This window comes from Azospirillum agricola (genome assembly GCF_017876095.1).
GTDB lineage: Bacteria > Pseudomonadota > Alphaproteobacteria > Azospirillales > Azospirillaceae > Azospirillum > Azospirillum agricola.
On record NZ_JAGINM010000006.1, the window covers coordinates 124,562 to 144,001 of the forward strand.

The following is a 19,440-nucleotide window of genomic DNA, read 5'->3' on the forward strand; positions in this document are numbered from 1 at the left end:
GTCTTGCCAACAAATTCTCCCCACGGATTGCCCTCCATGAGCATCGACAGCGCCTCCGGCCCCTCCGCCGCCGAATCCCGCAGCGGCAGCCCGGCGGCCGGCCGGGCGGATCGCCTGTCCCTGGGGCATCCGCTGCTGCTCGCCGCCAGCCTCGTGCTGGTGGCGCTGAACCTGCGGCCGGCATTGTCCAGCCTCGCGCCGGTCATGGGGGACGTGGTGCGCGACACGGGCATGTCCGCCGGGCAGGCCGGGCTGCTGACCACCTCGCCGGTGCTGTGCCTCGGCCTGTTCGGGGTGGTCGCCCCGCGTCTGGCCCAGCGTTTCGGCACCGAGCGGACGATCTTCTTCGTGCTGCTGATGCTGGGGGCCGGCGTCGCCCTGCGCGGGGTGGGCAACTTCCCGGCGCTGTTCGCCGGGGCGACGCTGGCGGGGGCCGGGATCGGCATCATCGGCGTGCTGCTGCCCGCCGTGGTGAAGCGCGACTTCCCAAAGAAGATCAGCCTGATGATGGGGGTCTACACGATGGCGCTCTGCGCCGGAGCGGCGACGGCCGCCGGCCTGACCGTGCCGCTGGAGCGCGCCCTCGGGCAGTGGACCGGGGCGCTGGCCTTCTGGGCGCTGCCGGCGGTGGTGGCCGCCGTGGCTTGGCTGCCGCAGATGCGCGGGCGCCCGAGCGACGCCGGACAGGGCGGGGCGTCGGTGCGCGGCCTGTGGAGGAACGGGCTGGCGTGGCAGATCACGCTGTTCATGGGGCTGCAATCGTCGCTCGCCTACATCGTGCTCGGCTGGATGGCGCCGATGCTGCGTGACCGCGGGCTCGATCCGGCGATGGCGGGGCTGGTGGTCTCCGGTTCGGTCATGACCCAGGTGGTGTCGGCGCTGTTCGCCCCGATGCTGGCGACGCGCACGCCGGGCCAGAGCCTCGCCGCCGCCGCCATGCTCGGTTGCAGCCTCGTCGGCATGATGGGCTGCCTCTACGCGCCGCTCGCCACCATCGGGCTGTGGGCGGTGATCCTCGGGATCGGCCAGGGCGGCGTCTTCGCCGTGGCGCTGACGCTGATCGTGCTGCGCTCGCCCGACAGCCGGGTCGCGGCGCATCTGTCGGGTATGTCGCAGAGCGTCGGCTACACGCTCGCCTCGACCGGCCCCTTCGCCGTCGGTCTGCTGCATGGCTGGAGCGGCGACTGGCACGGCTCGGCTCTTCTGTTCGTCGTCGTGGCGGTGTTGGCGACCGTGTTCGGCATCCTCGCCGGCCGGCCCCGGCAGATCCGGCTGTGATGTATTGGCGCAATAAATTTGTGATATAAAAAATATACACAGGCGCGATAACATTTCCCTATCCGGTGACACTGGATTGGGAAGTCCACATGCCTCACGCCCACCCGCGCCTCGCCGCCGTCCTTCCGCCGTCCGATCTTCCGCAGCCCATCCAGGGCGGCAGCCACGCGCAGATCCTGCAACTCGTGCTGGACAACATGGCGGAGGGCGTCTGCGTCGCCGATCTGGACGGGCGCATCATCACCGCCAACCCGGCGGCCGAGGCGGTGTTCGGTCCGCTGCACGCGGTGGTCTTCGACGAGCGCTTCGGGCCGGGCTTCCGGCTGGACGACCGGGTCACCCCCTGCCCGCCCGCCCTGCGGCCGATGACCCGCGCCATCCGCGGCGACAGCATCGAGCGCCAGAGCCTGTTCATCGAGGGCGCCGCCACCGCCGATGGGGAGGCGCGGCGCGGCACCTGGATCCGGCTGAACGCCCGCCCGCTGCTGGAGCCGGACGGGCGGATCGTCGGCGGCGTGCTGGTCTTCCGCGACATCACCCACATCAAGTCCACCGAAGACCGCATGGCCTATCTGGCGCAGTTCGATTCGCTGACCGGCCTGCCCAACCGCTTCCAGTTCCGCCAGCGGCTCGACCGGGCGATGGCCGGGGCGCGGGCCGCCGGGCGGCGGCTGGCCGTGTTGTTCCTCGATTTCGACAAGTTCAAGGAGATCAACGACACGCTGGGGCATGAGCTGGGCGACGAACTGCTGGTCGCCATCGCGCGCCGCATCACCGGCAGCCTGGGACCGTCGCTGTTCGTGTCGCGACTGGGCGGCGACGAGTTCACCGTGATCGTCGAGGACGCCGAACGTCGTTCCGCCGTGGCGGCGGTGGCGGAACGGGTGCGGGAGGCGCTGGCCGAGCCCTTCCCGCTGGCCGGCAACGTCTACGGCCTGTCGGCCAGCATCGGCGGCGTGCTGTTTCCCGACGACAGCGAGGCCATCGACGACCTGCTGCGCAAGGCCGACATGGCGATGTACCACGCCAAGGAGCAGGGCCGGAACAACGTCCAGTTCTACGATCCCGCGATGACGGCTGTGGCGGCGGAGCGGCTGGCGATGAAGACGGCGCTGGCCCAGGCGCTGGAGCGCGGCCAGTTCTTCCTGCACTACCAGCCGCTCGTCGAGGCGGCGACCGGCCGCCCGGTCGGGGTGGAGGCGCTGCTGCGCTGGCGCAGCGAGGCCTTCGGCCTCGTCTCCCCCGCCAAGTTCATCCCGTTGAGCGAGGAAACCGGGCTGATCGTCCGCATCGGCCGCTGGGTGCTGGAGACCGCCTGCCGGCAGGTCCGCGCCTGGCAGGAGGCGGGGCATCCGCCGGTCGAGATCGCCGTCAACCTGTCGCCCCGCCAGCTCCGCGACCCCGAGCTTCTCGACCATGTGCGCGGTGTGCTGGAGCGCACCGGGTTGGCCCCCGCGCAACTCGTGCTGGAGATCACCGAGGGGCTGCTCATCGAGGACATGGCGCTCAGCCGCCGGGTGCTGACGGCGCTGAAGCGGCTGGGCATCCGGCTGGCGCTCGACGATTTCGGCACCGGCTACTCCAGCCTCAGCTATCTCAACAACCTGCCCTTCGACATCCTGAAGATGGACGGGTCCTTCACCCGCAGCCTCAGCGACGGCGCCGGGGAGAACGCCGGCGGGCAGGCCATCGCGCGGGCGATCATCGCGCTGGCGCGCAGCCTGGACATGATCCTGGTCGCCGAAGGGGTGGAAACCCCGGCGCAGCGCGATTGGCTGGTCCGCAACGGCTGCGACCTGCTTCAGGGCTACTTGCCCGGCCGGCCGGTCCCCGCCGAGGAGATGGCGGAGAGCTTGCAGGCGCTGGAGCGGTTGCGCGCCTCCGCATCGGAAGAACTCGGCGACTATGTGATATAAAGGGAAATCACGGCGTCACTCAAAATCTACTTGAACAATAGGATTAATGGAGTATTTTCTCTTTCGCGACGGTGAAAGATGCGCCCTTCTCGGGCTCTCCGGCCGTCGTGGCCGATGGCGCTCGCAACGCCGGCCCGGCCTCGGGACCGGCGGCGTGGATTGTGGGATGGGTCCACGCCGCCGCTTCCGTCCGGCGGACTCCGCCGCCCGCGAACAGCCAGGGAAAGCAGCGGGCGTGGAAGCGGCGCAGCGGCCAGCCCGACCCGAAGGCCGGGGAGCCCCTGCCCCGCCGGGTCCCGTGGCACGGCAAAGCCGACCGTCGAGCCCGTCCGCCGGCCACCCGCCCTTACTTGCGGACCTTCGTGATCTCGGCCTGGAGATCCTTCAGCAGATCGGCGCCGCCCTCGGCGGCGTACTTGTCGAAGGCCGGCTTGACCAGCTCGCGCATGCGGTCCAGCTCGGCGGCGCTCAGCTCGTTGATCTGCATGCCCTTCTCCTTGAGATAGGCGATGCTCTGGGTCGAGGCCTCGCGGCTGTCCTTGCGCTCGAAGTCGCGCGAGGCGATGGCGGACTCCTGGACGATCTTCTTCTCGTCGGCCGACAGCCCGTCGTACCAGCGCTTGCTGGCCAGCAGAATCCACGGGCTGTAGACGTGCTTGGAGATGGTCAGGTACTTCTGCACCTCGTAGAACTTCGACGACTGGATGGTCGTCACCGGGTTCTCCTGGCCGTCCACCGTGCCGGTCTCCAGCGCCGTGAACAGCTCGGAGAAGGCCAGCGGCACCGCGTTGGCGCCGAAGCGGTTGAACATGTCGATGTAGACCGGGTTCTGCATGACGCGCAGCTTGACGCCGCCCAGATCCTCCGCCTTGGTGATCGGGCGCTTGCTGTTGGTCAGGTTGCGGAATCCGTTCTCCCAATAGACCAGCCCGACGAGCCCCTTCTCGTTCAGGGAGTTGATCAGCTTCTGGCCGAACGGGCCGTCGAGGACGGCGTCGGCCTCCTTCTCGTCGTTGAACAGGAAGGGCAGGTCGTAGACGCCGAAATCCTTGACGATGCCGACCAGCGTCGCGGTCGAGCCGACCATCATCTCCTGCGCGCCGCCGATCAGGGCGTTCTGCATCTGGATGTCGTTGCCCAGGCTGGCGTCGCCGAAGCCCTTCACCTTCAGCTTGCCGCCGGAGCGCTTGGACATCTCCTCGGCGAAGAATTTGACGGCGCGGCCCTGGTTGCTGCTCTCCGAGAGGCCGTAGCCGAAGCGGATGATGCGCGGCTTGATGTCCTGCGCGGCGGCGGCGGTGGGGATCAGGGCGGGAGCCAGCGCGGCGGCGGCAAGGCCGGTCGCCAGCAGCAGGGTGCGGAACAGCTTCATGGTGTCGTCTCCCTTTTCGTAGGCTTCGTGGGTCGGTTCTTAAAGCGGTGTCAGCGGAACAGGTGCAGCGGGACGGTGATGATCTCCGGCACGGCGATCAGCAGGCCGGTCAGGGCGAGGTAGGTCAGCAGGAACGGCCAGATGCCGCGGGTGGCGCTCTCCAGCGAGATCTTCGCGACCCCGCAGACCACGTTCAGCACCGTGCAGACCGGCGGGTGGATCAGGCCCAGCGTGCCGATCAGCACGAACATCACGCCGAAATAGGTCGGGTCGATGCCCGCCGCCACCGCCAGCGGCGTCAGCACGGGGCCGAGCACCAGGATGGTCGGGGTCAGGTCCATCACCGTGCCGACCGCCAGCAGCAGCAGCGCGATGGCCAGCATCAGCAGGCGCGGCTCGCCCATCAGCGGGTGCAGCAACTCGGTCATCTGCTGCGGCAGGTCGGCCAGCGTCACCATGTAGGAGGACACCAGCGCCGCCGCGCACAGGAACATCACCGTGCTGGTGGTGCGCGCCGCCTGGACCAGCAGCGGCACGATCTGCGCCAGCGTCACCTGGCGGTAGACGAACAGCGCGACGAACAGGGAGTAGACGGCGGCGACGACGGCGGCCTCGGTGGGGGTGAACAACCCGCCGCGCAGGCCGCCGATGATGATGACCGGCAGGGCCAGCGCCCAGACGCCGTCCACCACCGCCTTGATCCGCTCGCGGCCGCTGGCCTTGGGCTGGAGCTTCACCGTCATGTCGCGGACGACGAACATCCAGGCGCAGACCAGCCCGATGCCCATCAGCAGGCCGGGCACGATGCCGGCCATGAACAGGGCGCTGATCGAGGTGTTGGTGGTCACGCCGAAGATGATGAAGGGCATGCTGGGCGGGATGATCGGGGCGATGATGCCGCCCGACGCGATCAGCCCTGCCGAGCGCGGCACCGGATAGCCGTGGTCGCGCATCATCGGGATCAGCAGGGTGGCCAGCGCGGCGGTGTCGGCGATGGCCGAGCCGGACAGGCTGGCCAGCATCACCGAGGCGCCGATGGTGACGTAACCGAGTCCGCCCTTGATGTGGCCGACGAGGCTGACCGCGAGATTGATGATGCGTTGCGAGATGCCGCCGGCGTTCATCAGCTCGCCGGCCAGGATGAAGAAGGGCACCGCCATCAGCGGGTAGTTGTCGGCGCCGCTCAGCATGTTCTGGGCGACGAGCTGGGCGTCGAAGAAATCCAGGTGCACCATCAGCGCGACGCCGGTCAGCATCAGCGCGAAGGCGATGGGCATGCCGAGCAGCATGAAGCCGAACAGCGAGCCGAGGAAGATCGTCAGGGTCATGGCGGCGTCTCCGTCCGCGGAATCAATGTTCGGAAATCAATGTTCGGCGAGGGCGGCGGCGCCCGGCGCGGCGTGGGGATCGCCGGCGATGCGCGCCTCGGGCGCGCCGCAGACGATCTTCCAGAGATTGACCAGCACGGTCAGCGTCATCGCCAGCGCCGGGAAGAAGCCCGCCGCCGCGTAGAAGGCCATCGGGAAGCGCAGCACGGTGGAGCGCGTCTCCAGCCCGATCAGGAGCTGCAACCAGCTTCCCTCGATGAACAGCCACAGCGCGTAGAGCATCAGCAGATGGGCGACCACGGCGCAGGCGCGGCGGAGCTTCGCCGGCAGCCGGGCCTGGAGGATCTCCAGCCCGAGATGCTGCTGGTGGCGCAGCGCCACCGTGGCGCCGAGGAAGACCAGCCAGACGAACATCAGCCGCGCGATCTCCTCCGCCGCGACGATGCCGCTGTTGAACACGTACCGCAGCACCACGTTGCCGAAGACCAGCCCCACCATCACGGCCAGCATCGCCGCCATGATCCATTCGGTGATCCGCTCCAGCAGATCCGCCACGCGCTTCATGCGTCCTCCCCGGCGGCCGCGCCGCTCTCGTCAGGCTTCAGGTCGTAGAGGGCCGCGAGGCGAAGGCGGGCGTCGGCCACGATCTCCCGCGCGGTCAGGGTGATGTCGTAGGTCAGCGAGGCCTCGTCCACGCCCGGCGGCTCCAGGTCGGCGAACTGGCTGTCGATCAGCGCGGTCGGCATGAAATGCGCGGTGCGAGCGCCCATGCGCGACGCGATCAGCGCCTTGTCGCCGCGCAGATGCAGGAAGACCACCCGCCGGCTGTCGCCGCGCAGCTGGTCGCGGTAGCGCCGCTTCAGCGCCGAGCAGGCGACCACCAGCATCCGGCCCTCGCGGTCCGCGTCGGCGATGAAGCCGGCCAGCACCGCCAGCCAGCCCACGCGGTCGGCGTCGGTCAGCGGGATGCCGGAGGACATCTTGGCGATGTTGGCGGCGGGGTGGTGCTGGTCGCCCTCGATGAAGGCGCAGCCCAGCGCGTCGGCCAGACCCTGTCCGACGCTGGATTTTCCGCAGCCGGCAACCCCCATCACGACGACAATCGGCGGTCCGATCATGACCCCTCATTCCCGGTCGGGTCCGGACGGCGTTCGATTTCGCCTTGCCCGGACCTTATGTTAGCGCTACCATCACGGCGTCGCGTCAAGACCCACGGCCGGGCATCCTGAACAAGGAACCGGCGGACGGAGACGACGCTGCGGCGAGGTGTCGATACTGTTAGCGCTAACTTCGAACGCCGTAAAGCCTTTTGTTTGGATTGCGAACCAACAGACGGTGCGGACGGATGCCGAGGCATCCGGGCCGGCGCCGGGGAGGCCGGATGTGACGAAAAGCACCAGCGGATGCCGTGGACGGCGATCCGCCTTGCCAGCGGGGACCGCCCCCGCCCATCATCCCGCCCCCGGACGGACGGCCCGCGCCGGGCGGCAGCGCAAGGGAGGGGTTCGTGGCGGCTCGCGGTAACGGTCGGGATGGCGAGACGCGGGACGCCGAGGCGCGGGACGGCGGGGTGAGGACGCGCAAGCGGCGCTCCTCGCGCACCGGGCGCGCCACCATGGCCGACGTCGCCGAACGGGTCGGCGTCAGCGCCATCACCGTGTCGCGCGCTTTCAAGCGGCCCGAGCTGGTCGCTCCGGAGCTGCGCGAGCGCATCCTGGGCGAGGCGCAGGCCATGGGCTACGTCCCCAACCAGGCGGCGAGCGCGCTGGCCTCGGCGCGCTCGATGACGGTGGCGGTGATGATCCCGTCGATGACCAACACGGTGTTCGTCGAGACGCTGGCCGGCATCCACGAGGTGCTGCACCCGCGCGGCTACCAGATCCTGATCGGCGTCTCGCACTATTCCCCGGTCGAGGAGGAGCGGCTGCTGCGCACCTACCTCCAGTTCCAGCCCGACGGGATCCTGCTGACCGGCAACGACCACACGGCGGCGACGCTGACCTATCTGGCGGCGCTGCGCCGCCCGACCGTCCACATGATGGAACTGCTCGACGATCCCGGCAGCCACAGCGTCGGCTTTTCGCAGTTCGAGGGCGGGCACCTGATGACCCGCCATCTGCTGGAGCGCGGCTACCGCCGCATCGGCTTCGTCGCCGTGCAGCTCGACCCCCGCACGCTGGCCCGGCTGGAGGGCTACCGGCAGGCGCTGCGCGAGGCCGGGCTGTACGACCCGGCGCGCGAATGGCACCGGACGGAGCCGTCCTCGCTCAGCCTCGGCGCCGCCATGCTCGACCGCATCGTCGACGAAAGGTCGGACTGCGACGCGGTGTTCTTCTGCAACGACGATCTGGCGCAGGGCGCGCTGTTCCAGTGCCAGCGCCGGGGCATCCGGGTGCCGGAGCAGCTCGCCATCGCCGGCTTCAACGACCTCGCCGCCTCGGCCTGGACGACGCCGACCCTGACCACGGTGGCGACGCCGCGCTACGGCATCGGCCGGCAGTCGGCCGCCATGCTGCTCGACCTGATGGAGGGGCGCGAGCCGGCGACGCGCCGGCTGGATCTGGGGCTGACCTTCATCGCCCGCGAGAGCACCTGAAAGGTCCGCCCCCTCCCCGGCCGCCCCCTCCCCGGCCGCCTTGTCCCGGCCGTCTTGTCCGGGCCACCTCAGCCGGCGTCGCAGGCCGGCAGCGGCCGCGCCAGAAGCGCCGGCCACGCCTGGGCCCAACCGTCGGTGTGCCCGGCGGCCGTCCGCTCGTGGCGGATGCAGGCGGTGGAGCGGCCCGGCCGGCCGACCGCCTCGGTGAACCGCTCGGCGATCTCCGGCGGCACCACCCGGTCCCGGAGGCCGGAGAAATGGATTTGCGGCACCTGGGAAAGCCGCTCCGCCCCGGCCAGGGGGGACAGGGTGCCTGAGGGGGTGTCCACCCCGTGCAGGCGGTCGATCCAGGCCGGCTCCAGATTGCCGGCCACGGTGCGCAGGCTGGCCACGTCGGACCGGCGGGCGGCCAGCAGGGTGGCCAGGGCGCCGCCGCCGGAAAAGCCGATCAGATGCAGGCGCTCGGCCCCCGCCCGTTCCTTCAGGACGTCCACGGCCTGCTCCAGGGCGGCCAGCGTCGCCGGGGTGAAGCGCCGTTCCGTCCACCAGCGCGGATCGTCGCACAGGGGCTGCGGCTGGGGCGCCGCCCGGCGGTACTGGCAGGGACGGGCCAGGACCGCCACCGCCGGGGTCGGGTCCAGCGCCGCCAGCCGCAACGCCACCGGCTCCACCGGGGTGGGGTCGGGGGACGGGCGGGACCGGTCCAGCCAGGCCAGCCCGTCGCCTTCGATGTAGAGGGACAGCGCCGATGCCTTCGCCGTCCGCTGCCAGACGGCCAGCGCGAACGGTCCGGCCGGGACCGTTCCTGGCATCAGCCCCGCCGTGGCCGCCAGGGCATCGGCACCGTCCCGCCGGGCGGACGGCCCGGCACAGGCCACCAGGAGGGGCGTCAGGGCAAGGGTCGTCAGCAGCACCGCACCCCGTCCGCCCCACGGACAAGCGCGAACCCCGTGAGGGCGAACCCCGTGACGCTCCGCTGCCCTTGCCATGGCGCCTGTTCCTCCCGACGGCCGGCTTGCGGCGGTCAGTATTGGATGCGGACGCGCACCCCGCCGCCATGGGCCTGGTAATCCTCGCGCAGCCCGTAGGTGTAGGCCAGATTGACCGTCACGTTGCTGGCGGTGGCAAGGTCGAGGCCGGCGGTGAAATCGCCGCCGAAGCGGGCGGGGTCCGCCCCCTGGGTGACGAAGGCCGGGCTGCCCACCGGCAGGAAGCGGGCGGTGGTCTCCGGCCGCTCGCCGGTGAAGTCGTAGTTGGCGACCGCCTGGAGATAGGGGGTCCAGGTCAGGCCGTCGGCGGTGTGGTCGTAGGACACGCGGGCACCGAGGCTGCCGGTCAGGGCGTTGTTGCGGGAATCGTCCACCGACAGGTTCAGCGCCCCGGCGCCGCTCTCGGTGTAGCCGTTGACCCGGCTGTGGACATAGGCCAGCCCGGCCATCGGCGTCGCCTGCCATCCGCCGCCGAGCGCCAGCGGCATCCCGGCGTCCACCCGCGCGCCGAGCTGCCAGCCGCGATAGTCGGCGTCGGCGGCCTGCCCGGTCAGGCCGATGTACCGGCGGGAATCATACCCGCTGATGCCGGCGTTCACTTGGCCGACCACGTAGAAGGGCTTGCCTTCGTACTGGGCGTAGAGGCTGAGGTTGCCGCCCTTCACGCTGGTGCGGTCGCCGCTGGAGGAATCCCGCCCGTCGATGTGCGAGGTGATGTAGGTCAGGGCGACGCCGACGCGGGTCTGGTCGGCCACCCGCGCGTCGGCGCCCAGCGCCACGCCCAGCGTGCGGTCGAGGTAGCCGTCCTGCCCGTCGCGGCGGTCCTGGCGGGCGCCGTAGCCGAAGGGCTGCACCCACAGCCCGAGCCCGTCGGTCAGGTCGCCGGTGGACACGCCGGCCCCGCCGCGCACCGACAGGGCGCGGCCCAGGACGGTGGTGGCGACCGCCTTGGCGGTGGCGACGGCGTTGGTGGCGGTGGCCGACGGGTTGGCGGGCTGGAGCTGCTGGGCCGCGGCGGCGCGGTCGGCGGCGCTGGCCAGCGACGACAGCGCGTCGAACATCGCGTCGAGATCGGTGGAGGCGGTGGCGGCGAGATTCTGCATGGCGAGCGCGACGCCCTCGCCCGGCAGCAGCGCCGACAGCGCACCCGACCGGACCCAGGCCCGCGTCTGTTCCGCCGCTGTCAGGGGCTTGACGGTCACGGTGGTCACCGTGTTGTCCGGCAGCGTGGTCGTCTGGGTGACGGTCGTTCCGGTGGTGGTCGTGGTCGTCGTGGTGGTGCCGGTGCCGGTCGTGCCCGTGGTCGTCGTGGTTCCGGTCGTCGTGCCGGTCGACGGCGTGCTGGTGGGCGTGCCGCCCAGCGCGTTCTGGCACGCGCCGGTGCCGGTCACCGCCTTGGTCGTCAGGTTGACGCGGCAGGTCACCGCTTCCGTCGCGCCGCGGAAGCTGTAGGTGCCCTCATACACGATCTCCGTCGCGGAATAGGAGATGTTGGTGTAGTTGACCACCATCGGTTGCGCGAAGTCCGGGCCGCCGCTGACGGTGATGCGCATCGAGGTGGGGCCGAAGATCGCGGTCTCGATCTTCGTGCCGTCCGGGCGGGTGACGGTGGCCGAGGTCTGCGCCAGCGCGTCCGACCCGTTCGCCACCGCGGTCAGGAACACACCCGCCATCAGACCGCTGCGCAACAATGATGCCATGCCCAATACTCCCCCAGGCGACGGCGGTGGCGCCGTCCCTTTGCGTTGATCCATTGGGCCGGGCTTATCATGGCAACCACCAGTGGCTGTATCCCCGGAACAGGGGATGCCCCTTGCGTCAAAGCGGCAAGATGTAGCAATGGGCAAGGCGATTTCGTGATGGAGAAGTGATGCGATGCGGTATCCTTTGGCATAGAAAGTTTTAACCAACACGCGAGGAGCGAGGATGGTCCGCCTTTGGGGCAGCCCGGTTGCCATGATGGTCGCGGCAACCCTGTTCGCCCTGCTGTGCGCGGCATCCGCCACGGGCCTCGCCATCCTCCAGCCGTCGCTGGGGCTGTCGCTGCACGCCGGCGACGACGGCGGCGTGATCCTCGATCCGGCGCCGGGCCGCGGCTCGGCGGCGGTCGCCGCCGCCTTCGGCCGGGAACCGCCGGCACCGCTGCGGCTGCTGGCCATCGGCCCTGCCCCGGCGGACGGCGGCGCGGGCGCCGGGCCGCTGCATCCCCTGACCGCCGACGACCTGATCCCGGAACCGGACGCCCTTCCCACCTACGCGGTCCTCGCCGATTTCTTCGGCCGGCAGAGCGTCTACGCCGCCCTGCTGCGGCGGGGGCCGGTGGTCCTGCTGCTGCGCGACGGGACGGGCGCCGAACGCCAAGTGGTGATGACGCCTGAGGAGCAGCGCGACCCGGGCGATCTTCCCGCCGTCTTCTGGTTCCAGGCGGCGGTGGGCGTGATCGGCCTGCTGATGAGCTGCTGGGTGTGGGCGCTGCGGCCGAACGACCGGGGGGCCCGGCTGTTCGCGCTGGTGGGGCTGTCCATGCTGGGCTTCACCCTGCCCGCCGCCGTCTACAGCACCCGCGAGCTGGCGCTGGACGGAAGCCTGTTCCGTGTGCTGTCGGACCTCAACGCCGCCGGGGCCATGACCTTCGGCGCGGCGATGATCGGCGTCTTCCTCAGCTACCCGCGCCGCATCGCCGGGCCGGCGGGGGTGGCGCTGCCCTTCGCGGTGTTCGGCGCGTGGCTGCTGGCCCACCTGCTGCGGCTGCCCGAGGGGCACGGCGACGGCGCGCATCTGCCGACCCTGCTGGAGATGCTGTGCATCGTCGGCGCCATCGGGGCGCAATGGTGGGCGACCCGCCGCGATCCGGTGGGCCGCGCGGCGCTGTCCTGGCTCGGCCTGTCGGTGACGGTGGGGGCCGGGGCCTTCGTCACGCTGATGTCGGTGCCGCTGCTGACCGGGCTGACGGCGCCGATCCCCCAGGGCTATGCGTTCGGCTTCTTCCTGCTGATCCACGCCGGCCTGACTCTGGGGCTGCGGCGCTACCGGCTGTTCGAACTGGGTGACTGGGCGTTCCGGGTGATGCTGGCCGCGCTGGGGCTGGTGGCGCTGCTGCTGCTGGACATGGCGCTGGTGGCGACGTTGCAGTTCGACCAGAATCTGGCGCTCGGCCTGTCGCTGCTGGCGGTCGGCTTCCTCTATCTGCCTCTGCGCGACCTGCTGATGCGGCGGCTGGTCGGCCGGCGCACCATCCCCGACGACGAGCTGTTCGACGCGGTGATGGAGGTCGCCTTCACCGCCACCGCCGAACAGCGCGCCGCCGCCTGGACCGGGCTGCTGCGCCGCCTGTTCGATCCCCTGGAGATGGAGCCGTCCGGTGCCCCCCCGTCCCGCCCCTCGGTCGGGCAGGACGGTCTGATGCTGGAGCTGCCGCCCACCGCCGGGGCGCCGGGCCTGCGGCTGCGCTACCCGTGGGGCGGGCGCGGGCTGTTCACCCCGGCGCAGCTTTCGACGGCCACGCGGCTGTGCGAGCTGATGGCGCGCGCGGAAAGCGGACGCGAGGCCTATGTCCGGGGGGCCGCCGCCGAGCGGCAGCGGATCGCCCGCGACCTGCACGACGATCTGGGCGCGCGGCTGCTGTCGGCCATGCACCAGTCCGACCTCGACCGGTCCCACGGCATGGTGCGCGAGGCGATGGCCGACGTCCGCACCATCGTCCGCGGCCTGAGCGGGGAGCGGCAGCCGCTGGGCCAGGTGCTGGGCGACCTGCGCCACGAGACGGCGCAGCGGCTGGAGGGCACGGGCATCGCGCTGCACTGGCCGGTTGCCGCCGAGGCGGACCCGGCGGAGGACATCCCGGTGGATTACGCCCTCTGCCGCACCCTGACCGCCACGCTGCGGGAGGCGGTGAGCAACGCCATCCGTCACGCGGGCGCCACCTCGCTGGCCGTCTCCGTCGGCGTCGCCGGGGGCACCCTGGCGGTGGCGGTCGCCGATGACGGAACAGGGTTCGACCCGGCCCGCGCCGCCGGCTCGGGGCGGGGGTTCGGGCTGGGGAACATGGCGGCCCGCGCCGCCGAGCTGGGCGGGCGCCTGGACATCGCCGCGACCGGAAAGGGGACGCGCATGGAGCTTTCGCTGCCGCTGCCGCAAACTGTGGCGGCCGAGGGGACCGGCGGCGTTCCGTGAGCCTGTCCGCAACACCCTTTTTCGCCGACGGGCCGGCGCCGCCCCTGACCGGCCTGGTGGTGGAGGACGACGCCGGCACCCGTCCGTGGCTGGTCGATTGCCTGCGCGACGCCTTCGGCGACATTCCCGTCGCCACCGCCGCCGACCTGGCCTCGGCCCGGGCATGGCTGGCCGGATGGGCGAATGCCGAGCCGGGCGGCTGCCTGATCGCGCTGATCGACCTCGGCCTGCCCGACGGGTCGGGGATCGAGATCATCCGGCTGCTGGCCGACGGCACCCAGGGAAGCGCCCAAGGCGGCGCCCGCCGGGATGGCTGGGCGGCGGTGCCGGTGGTGACTTCCATCTACGACGACGACACGCATCTGTTCGACGCCATCGCCGCCGGGGCCGCCGGCTATCTTCTGAAGGATTGCAGCGCCACGGTGATGGTGGAATACCTGCGGCGGATCCGGGCCGGCGAGCCACCGCTGTCCCCCTCGCTGTCCCGCCGGATTCTGGAGCATTTCCGCCGGCGGGCCCCTGCCCCGCCCCCGTCGCCGCCGGCCCCCCCTTCCCCACCCCTTCCCCCGACGGACACGCTGACGCCACGGGAACGCGACGTGCTGGCGCTGCTCGGGCGCGGCCTGCGCTCCGGCGAGGTGGCGGGGGTGCTGAAACTCAGCGAGCACACGGTCGCCAGCCATGTGAAGTCCATCTACAGCAAGCTCAACATCTCCTCCCGCGCCGAGGCGGCGCTCGAAGCCCGCAACCGAGGGCTGGCCTGATATCGGCCCACGCGGCGTTCCGACCCCGCCGCCGACCTCCTTCGAAAGAGCGCCCGGGTGTGGGCGGCTGTGCGGTGGGAGGCCAACCGTACGATCGCCACGCGCTCCCCCCACGACAAGCCGTCGTCATCGAGACCGCCCGCGTCATGCGGGAGGCGCCGTGACGACGGGCGTCGCCCGTGCGTGCCCGGGGGAATGGTCTGGATCACCTTGCGGGATTGGATGGGCGCATCAGGCCATTCATTGGCTAATTGTCAAGGCGACCCATCGCTCTCGCCGTCCAAACCCTCAAGGAGTGCCATGACGACCATGCTTCCCGGATCATGCTCCATCCGTCCCCGCGATCTCACGCATCCCATCGTGGCGGGCCTGATCTCCGTCATCGTCAATTACGGCGGCACCTTCATCCTGGTCTTCCAGGCGGCGAAGGTCGCGGGCCTGAGCCCCGAGCTCACGGCCTCCTGGGTCTGGTCGGTGTCCATCGGCGTGGGGCTGACGGGACTGTTCCTGAGCTGGCGCCAGCGCGAGCCGATCATCACCGCCTGGTCCACCCCGGCGGCGGCGTTCCTCGTCACCGCGCTCGCGACGACTCCCTATGCGGAGGCGGTCGGCGCCTACATGATCTCGGCGGCCGCCTTCGTCGCGCTGGGCCTGTCCGGGTGTTTCGAGAAGGTCATCCGGCTGATCCCCCCCGGCATCGCCTCGGGCCTTCTCGCCGGCATCCTGCTCCAGTTCGGCATCGGCGCCTTCGGCGGCGCGAGTGTCGATCCGCTGCTGGTCGGCTTGCTGATCGTCGCCTACGTCGCGCTGAAGCGCTTCTCCGCCCGCTACGCGATCGTCGGCATCCTGGTGCTCGGGCTTGCCTTCCTGCTGACGCAGGGCCGCGTCGATCTGTCGGGGCTGAGGCTGGAGTTCGCGGCCCCGGTCCCCACCATGCCGGAATTTTCGCTGAACGCGCTGCTGTCCGTGGCGCTGCCGCTGTTCCTGATCACGCTGACCGGCCAGTACATGCCGGGAATGCTGGTCCTGCGGAACGACGGCTTCACGACCAGCGCCAACCCCATCGTGACCGTGACGGGACTCGGCTCGCTCGTCATGGCCCCGTTCGGTTCCCATGCCTTCAACATCGCCGCCATCACGGCGGCGATCGCCACCGGCAAGGAGGCGCACGAGGACCCGTCCAAGCGCTGGATCGCCGGGGTTGCGGCGGGCTGCTTCTATGTGCTGGTCGGCCTGTTCGGCGTGACGCTGGCCGCCGTCTTCATGGCGTTTCCCGCGACCTTCATCACCACGCTCGCCGGTCTGGCGCTGCTTGGCACCATCGGCGGCAGCCTCGCGGGGGCGATGGCCGACCCGGCCACCCGCGAGGCGTCGCTGATCACCTTCCTGGCGTCCGCCGCGAACATCACGCTGCTCGGCATCGGCGGGGCGTTCTGGGGCCTCCTGATCGGCCTGGTCGCCTCCCTCGTCCTCAACGGGCGGCTGCCGCGCCGCGAGCGCGGTGCTCTGTCCGTGAGCGGGGAGCCCGCAAGGTGAGGCGGCGGGCTTCCCGTAGCGTCCTCGTCCATGCTCTTCACGGGGACGGCGATCGCCCCGCCTCATCGAAGGCGAAGGCTTCGGTTTCGTCGTCGTCGGTGAACAGCCTGGCATAGCGTGCCCAGCCGGTGACGGCCTTCAGGGTCTCGCCGGCGTGGGCTTCGCTCATGAAGGCTTGCAGTTCCGTCCGGACGCGCGCCGCCGGAATCCACCGGACCGGCGACTCCTTCGGCAGCCCGTGGATGCGGGCGGCCGGCGGCACGGATGGATGCCGCCCTCCGCCACATCGGCGAATCCCAGCCTCTGCAACGCCTCGGCGATCGGGAACAGGTCGTCGAACGTCCAGCACCGGGATCAAGCGTCACGAACCATGAACCCGGCGCGGCGGACAGGCCCGGCCTGTCCGCCGCCTGTCCTCAATCCGTCCGGTCCAGCCGGCGCAGATGCAGCATGTAGAGCCGGGCGAAGCGCGTCACCAGATCATGGACCGGCAGCGGCCTCACCGGGGTGAAGGGCAAGGCCAGATCCGGCGCGGCCGTCCCCATGGCGTGACGCGCCAGCTCCCGCCCCACGGCGGTGCCCAGCGCCATGCCGCGGCCGTTGTAGCCCACCGCCCCGGCCACGCCCGGCGCCAGCTCGTGGAAATGGGGCCGGAAATCGGCGGTCATCGCCAGATGCCCGCTCCAGCTCCGCGCGATGGCCGGATCGCCGGCCTGGGGGAAGACGCGTCGGATGCGCGCGCGCGTCCGCTCCCGCGCGCGCCGTTCGGCATCCGCCGACCGCACCACCGTGCAGCCGGAGACCAGCCGGTTGTCGGCGGTCCAGCGGAAGAAATGCAGGTCGCCACGGGTGTCGCTGCACGCCATGTCGGAGGGCAGCACGCTGGCGCGCAGGGCGGCGGGCAGAGGCTCCGTCACCATTTGGAAGTTCAGCACCGGCACGATGGAGCGGCGCAGCCCCGGCCACAGATCGTCGGTGTAGGCGTTGGTCGCCAGGACGACGCGGTCGGCGGTCACGCAGCCCCGCGGCGTGGTCAGCCGCCAGGCGGTCCCGGCGCGGTCGATGGCGGCGACGGGGGTGTCGCTGTGGATGGCGACGCCCAGCCCGATGGCGGCCCGCGCCATCTCGCGGGCCAGCGACAGCGGATTCACATGCCCGCCGGTCGGCGCCACCATGGCGCCGTGCCAGAATCGCGTGCCCAGCGCCCGTTCCGTCTGCGCCGCGTCGAGCAGGGCGACCTCCGCCCCCAGCGCCCGCCACTGGGCGACCCGCCGCTCCGCCGCCGCCATGCGGCTTGGCCGGTGGGCCGGCTGAATCCAGCCCTTCCGCACGCCGTCGCACCGCATCTGGTGGCGCTCGATGAGGTCGAAGACCAGCGCCGCCGATCCGCCGACCATGCGGGCCAGCGCCGCCCCCTTCGCCTCGCCGTAGGCTGCCGTCAGGTTGACGGGGTCGAGCCGCGACAGCGTCGGGATGATCTGGCCGTTGTTGCGGCCCGACCCGCCGAAGCCCGGCTCGCGCGCCTCCAGCACCGCCGTGCGGACGCCCTGCCCCGCCAGATGGATCGCCGTGGACAGGCCGGTGACGCCCGCCCCGACCACCGCCACATCCACCCGCAGCGCCCCGTCCAGCGGGCCGGTTTCCGGGCCGGCGACGGCGCTCGCCGCCCAGTGGGACTCCGGCATCGGGGCATCCGGCGGCGGTTTGGGAAGCGCGCTCATCGCGTCCCCTCCTCCACCAGCAGCGTCTTCGCCAGCGCCACCCAATAGCTGGCGCCGATGGCCAGGTTGGCGTCGTTGAAGTCGTAGCTCGGGTTGTGCAGCAGGCAGCCGCCGTCCGTCGGCCCGTTGCCGAGCCAGACATAGCAGCCGGGCCGCTCCTTCAGCATGAAGGCGAAATCCTCCGCGCCCATGGAGGGCATCGGGTCGTGGTCGATGTTCTCCTCCCCGACCAGCCCGGCGGCGACGCGGGCGCACAGCGCGGTCTCGGCGGCGCTGTTGACGGTCGCCGGGTAGCGCCGCTCGTAGCGCACGCCGGCGGTGCAGCCGAAGGCGGCGGCGGTGTGCTCGGCCAGCGCGCGCAGCCGCGCCTCGACCACGTCCTGCACCTCCTCCTTGAAGGCGCGGACGGTGCCGCGCAGCGTGACCTCCGCCGGGATGACGTTCCAGGTGTCGCCGCCGGTGATCCAGGTGGTGGAGACCACCGCGCTGTCCAGCGGGTGCAGGCTGCGGCCCGGAATGGTTTGCAGGGTGGTCAGAAGATGGCCGGCGGCGGTCATCGGGTCGTGGCCCAGATGCGGCATGGCGGCGTGGCTGCCCTTGCCGCGGACGATCACCTCGAAGATGTCGTAGCTGCCCATCATCGGACCGGGCCGGAGCGCGATCCGCCCCAGCGGCAGGCCCGGCCAGTTGTGCATGCCGTAGACGCCCTCCACCGGGAACCGCTCGAACAGCCCCTCGGCGATCATCTCGCGGGCGCCGCCCTCGTTCTCCTCCGCCGGCTGGAAGATGACGTGCAGCGTCCCGGCGAAGTCGGGATCGTCGGCCAGGATTTTCGCGGCCCCCAGCAGCATGGCGGTGTGGCCGTCATGGCCGCAGGCGTGCATCCGGCCCGGATTGACCGAGCGGTGGGCGAAGCCGTTGGTCTCGTGGATGTGCAGGGCGTCCATGTCGGCGCGCAGCGCGATGGCGCGGCCGCCGGGGCGTCGGCCCCTCAGCGTGCCGACCACGCCGGTGCGCCCCAGCCCCGTCGCCACCTCCAGCCCGAAGGCGCGCAGCCTGTCCGCGACGAAGGCGGCGGTTTCGTGTTCCTCGAAGGCGGTTTCGGGATGGGCGTGCAGATGATGCCGCCATTGCCGCATCTCCGGGGCCAGGGCCTCGGCGGCGGGATGCGGGCGGACGTTCGCGGGGATGGTCATTCCGGAGACTCCTGGGATCCGCCCGCCGGCAGGCTGTAGCGGAAGTCGCAGTGGCTGGCGCCCTGCATGATGGTCTGGGTGCGGGTGAAGCGGACGTCGGGCCGGTAGCCGCACATGAACTCGCCGTCCCGGTTGCAGGACAGGATGTCGCCGATCTCCTCCACGCCCATGGCGCGGTAGCTTTCGGCGTAGCGGCAGCGGGTGACGTTGAAGCCCAGCCGGTCGGGCGCGCTCTCGATCACCTCCAGCCGCAGGGCGTCCCCGGCGGTCCACAGGGCCAGCCGTTCGTGGAAGGTGGCGAGGTCGGCGGTGCCACGGGTGGCGCGGTCCTCCGCGGCCATGGCGGCGCCGGCCTCGCGGGCCATCGCCTCGATGGCGCGGGCGAGCACGGCGCGCGCCCGCTCCCGCCCGATCTCGGGCAGGAGCTGGTCGTAGAGCGCCTTGGCGAAGGCCGCCTCGATGCGCCGCCGCTCCAGGATGGGAAGGGGAGCGGCGGCCGGGCTGTTTCCGGTGCCGGCGGTGTCGGCGGCGGTGGTGCCGGTGGTGTGGTCGGTCTCGGTGGTCATCGCTG

Annotated in this window: 16 protein-coding genes; 6 read left to right on the forward strand and 10 right to left on the reverse strand. The window is 71.3% G+C overall.

From position 1 onward, the window contains the following. The first annotated feature begins 36 nt into the window (after window positions 1-36). Both J2847_RS10775 and J2847_RS10780 read left to right on the forward strand, forming a co-directional pair. Window positions 37-1,278, forward strand: coding sequence for a CynX/NimT family MFS transporter (locus tag J2847_RS10775; RefSeq protein ID WP_209778991.1), 1,242 nt, complete (start codon window positions 37-39; stop codon window positions 1,276-1,278). Window positions 1,279-1,367: 89 nt separating this feature from the next. Then, entirely contained in the window at window positions 1,368-3,194 is a 1,827-nt protein-coding gene (locus tag J2847_RS10780) for a putative bifunctional diguanylate cyclase/phosphodiesterase (protein ID WP_209778992.1), read from the forward strand. 346 nt (window positions 3,195-3,540) lie between these two features. Here the strand turns inward: J2847_RS10780 and J2847_RS10785 are convergent, their stop codons facing one another. The 4 genes from J2847_RS10785 to J2847_RS10800 are packed head-to-tail and all read right to left on the reverse strand — an operon-like array spanning window position 3,541 to window position 7,012. Next, entirely contained in the window at window positions 3,541-4,566 is a 1,026-nt protein-coding gene (locus J2847_RS10785) for a TRAP transporter substrate-binding protein (protein WP_233474436.1), read from the reverse strand. A gap of 50 nt (window positions 4,567-4,616) precedes the next feature. Further along, complete coding sequence (locus J2847_RS10790; protein ID WP_209778993.1) at window positions 4,617-5,894, reverse strand: TRAP transporter large permease; 1,278 nt, start codon at window positions 5,892-5,894, stop codon at window positions 4,617-4,619. 36 nt (window positions 5,895-5,930) lie between these two features. Beyond that, window positions 5,931-6,458, reverse strand: coding sequence for a TRAP transporter small permease (locus tag J2847_RS10795; protein ID WP_209778994.1), 528 nt, complete (start codon window positions 6,456-6,458; stop codon window positions 5,931-5,933). Next, window positions 6,455-7,012 carry a gluconokinase gene (locus tag J2847_RS10800; protein WP_209778995.1) on the reverse strand — a complete coding sequence of 186 codons (558 nt, stop codon included), beginning with the start codon at window positions 7,010-7,012 and terminating at the stop codon, window positions 6,455-6,457. Before J2847_RS10800 ends, J2847_RS10795 begins: the two co-directional genes overlap by 4 nt. Before the next feature lie 389 nt (window positions 7,013-7,401). On the opposite strand from J2847_RS10800, the gene gntR reads away from it, so the two are divergent. Next, window positions 7,402-8,490, forward strand: coding sequence for an HTH-type transcriptional regulator GntR (gene gntR / locus J2847_RS10805; RefSeq protein WP_325169368.1), 1,089 nt, complete (start codon window positions 7,402-7,404; stop codon window positions 8,488-8,490). Between the two features lie 68 nt (window positions 8,491-8,558). Here the strand turns inward: gntR and J2847_RS10810 are convergent, their stop codons facing one another. Both J2847_RS10810 and J2847_RS10815 read right to left on the reverse strand, forming a co-directional pair. Next, window positions 8,559-9,404 (reverse strand): alpha/beta hydrolase family protein, encoded by an 846-nt coding sequence (locus J2847_RS10810; protein ID WP_209778996.1) that lies wholly within the window; start codon window positions 9,402-9,404, stop codon window positions 8,559-8,561. A gap of 110 nt (window positions 9,405-9,514) precedes the next feature. Then, window positions 9,515-11,179, reverse strand: a complete 1,665-nt coding sequence (locus J2847_RS10815; RefSeq protein WP_209778997.1) for an autotransporter outer membrane beta-barrel domain-containing protein — start codon at window positions 11,177-11,179, stop codon at window positions 9,515-9,517. 226 nt (window positions 11,180-11,405) lie between these two features. Between J2847_RS10815 and J2847_RS10820 the strand changes: the two genes are divergently transcribed. The 3 genes from J2847_RS10820 to J2847_RS10830 all read left to right on the forward strand — a co-directional run bounded on the left by J2847_RS10820 (window position 11,406) and on the right by J2847_RS10830 (window position 15,952). Then, window positions 11,406-13,652, forward strand: a complete 2,247-nt coding sequence (locus J2847_RS10820; protein WP_209778998.1) for a sensor histidine kinase — start codon at window positions 11,406-11,408, stop codon at window positions 13,650-13,652. Continuing rightward, window positions 13,649-14,416 (forward strand): response regulator transcription factor, encoded by a 768-nt coding sequence (locus J2847_RS10825; protein WP_325169369.1) that lies wholly within the window; start codon window positions 13,649-13,651, stop codon window positions 14,414-14,416. The genes J2847_RS10820 and J2847_RS10825 overlap by 4 nt, the downstream gene beginning before the upstream one ends. Before the next feature lie 300 nt (window positions 14,417-14,716). After that, window positions 14,717-15,952, forward strand: coding sequence for a benzoate/H(+) symporter BenE family transporter (locus J2847_RS10830; RefSeq protein ID WP_325169370.1), 1,236 nt, complete (start codon window positions 14,717-14,719; stop codon window positions 15,950-15,952). 37 nt (window positions 15,953-15,989) lie between these two features. On the opposite strand, the gene J2847_RS10835 is transcribed toward J2847_RS10830, so the two are convergent. The 4 genes from J2847_RS10835 to J2847_RS10850 form a co-directional block, all read right to left on the reverse strand. Continuing rightward, window positions 15,990-16,301 carry an AAA-associated domain-containing protein gene (locus J2847_RS10835; protein ID WP_325169385.1) on the reverse strand — a complete coding sequence of 104 codons (312 nt, stop codon included), beginning with the start codon at window positions 16,299-16,301 and terminating at the stop codon, window positions 15,990-15,992. Between the two features lie 67 nt (window positions 16,302-16,368). Then, on the reverse strand, window positions 16,369-17,673 hold the full coding sequence (locus tag J2847_RS10840) for an NAD(P)/FAD-dependent oxidoreductase (protein WP_209779000.1): 1,305 nt from the start codon (window positions 17,671-17,673) through the stop codon (window positions 16,369-16,371). Further along, on the reverse strand, window positions 17,670-18,869 hold the full coding sequence (locus J2847_RS10845; RefSeq protein ID WP_209779001.1) for a M20 aminoacylase family protein: 1,200 nt from the start codon (window positions 18,867-18,869) through the stop codon (window positions 17,670-17,672). The genes J2847_RS10840 and J2847_RS10845 overlap by 4 nt, the downstream gene beginning before the upstream one ends. Then, entirely contained in the window at window positions 18,866-19,435 is a 570-nt protein-coding gene (locus tag J2847_RS10850; RefSeq protein ID WP_209779002.1) for an L-2-amino-thiazoline-4-carboxylic acid hydrolase, read from the reverse strand. The genes J2847_RS10845 and J2847_RS10850 overlap by 4 nt, the downstream gene beginning before the upstream one ends. Window positions 19,436-19,440: the final 5 nt, after the last annotated feature.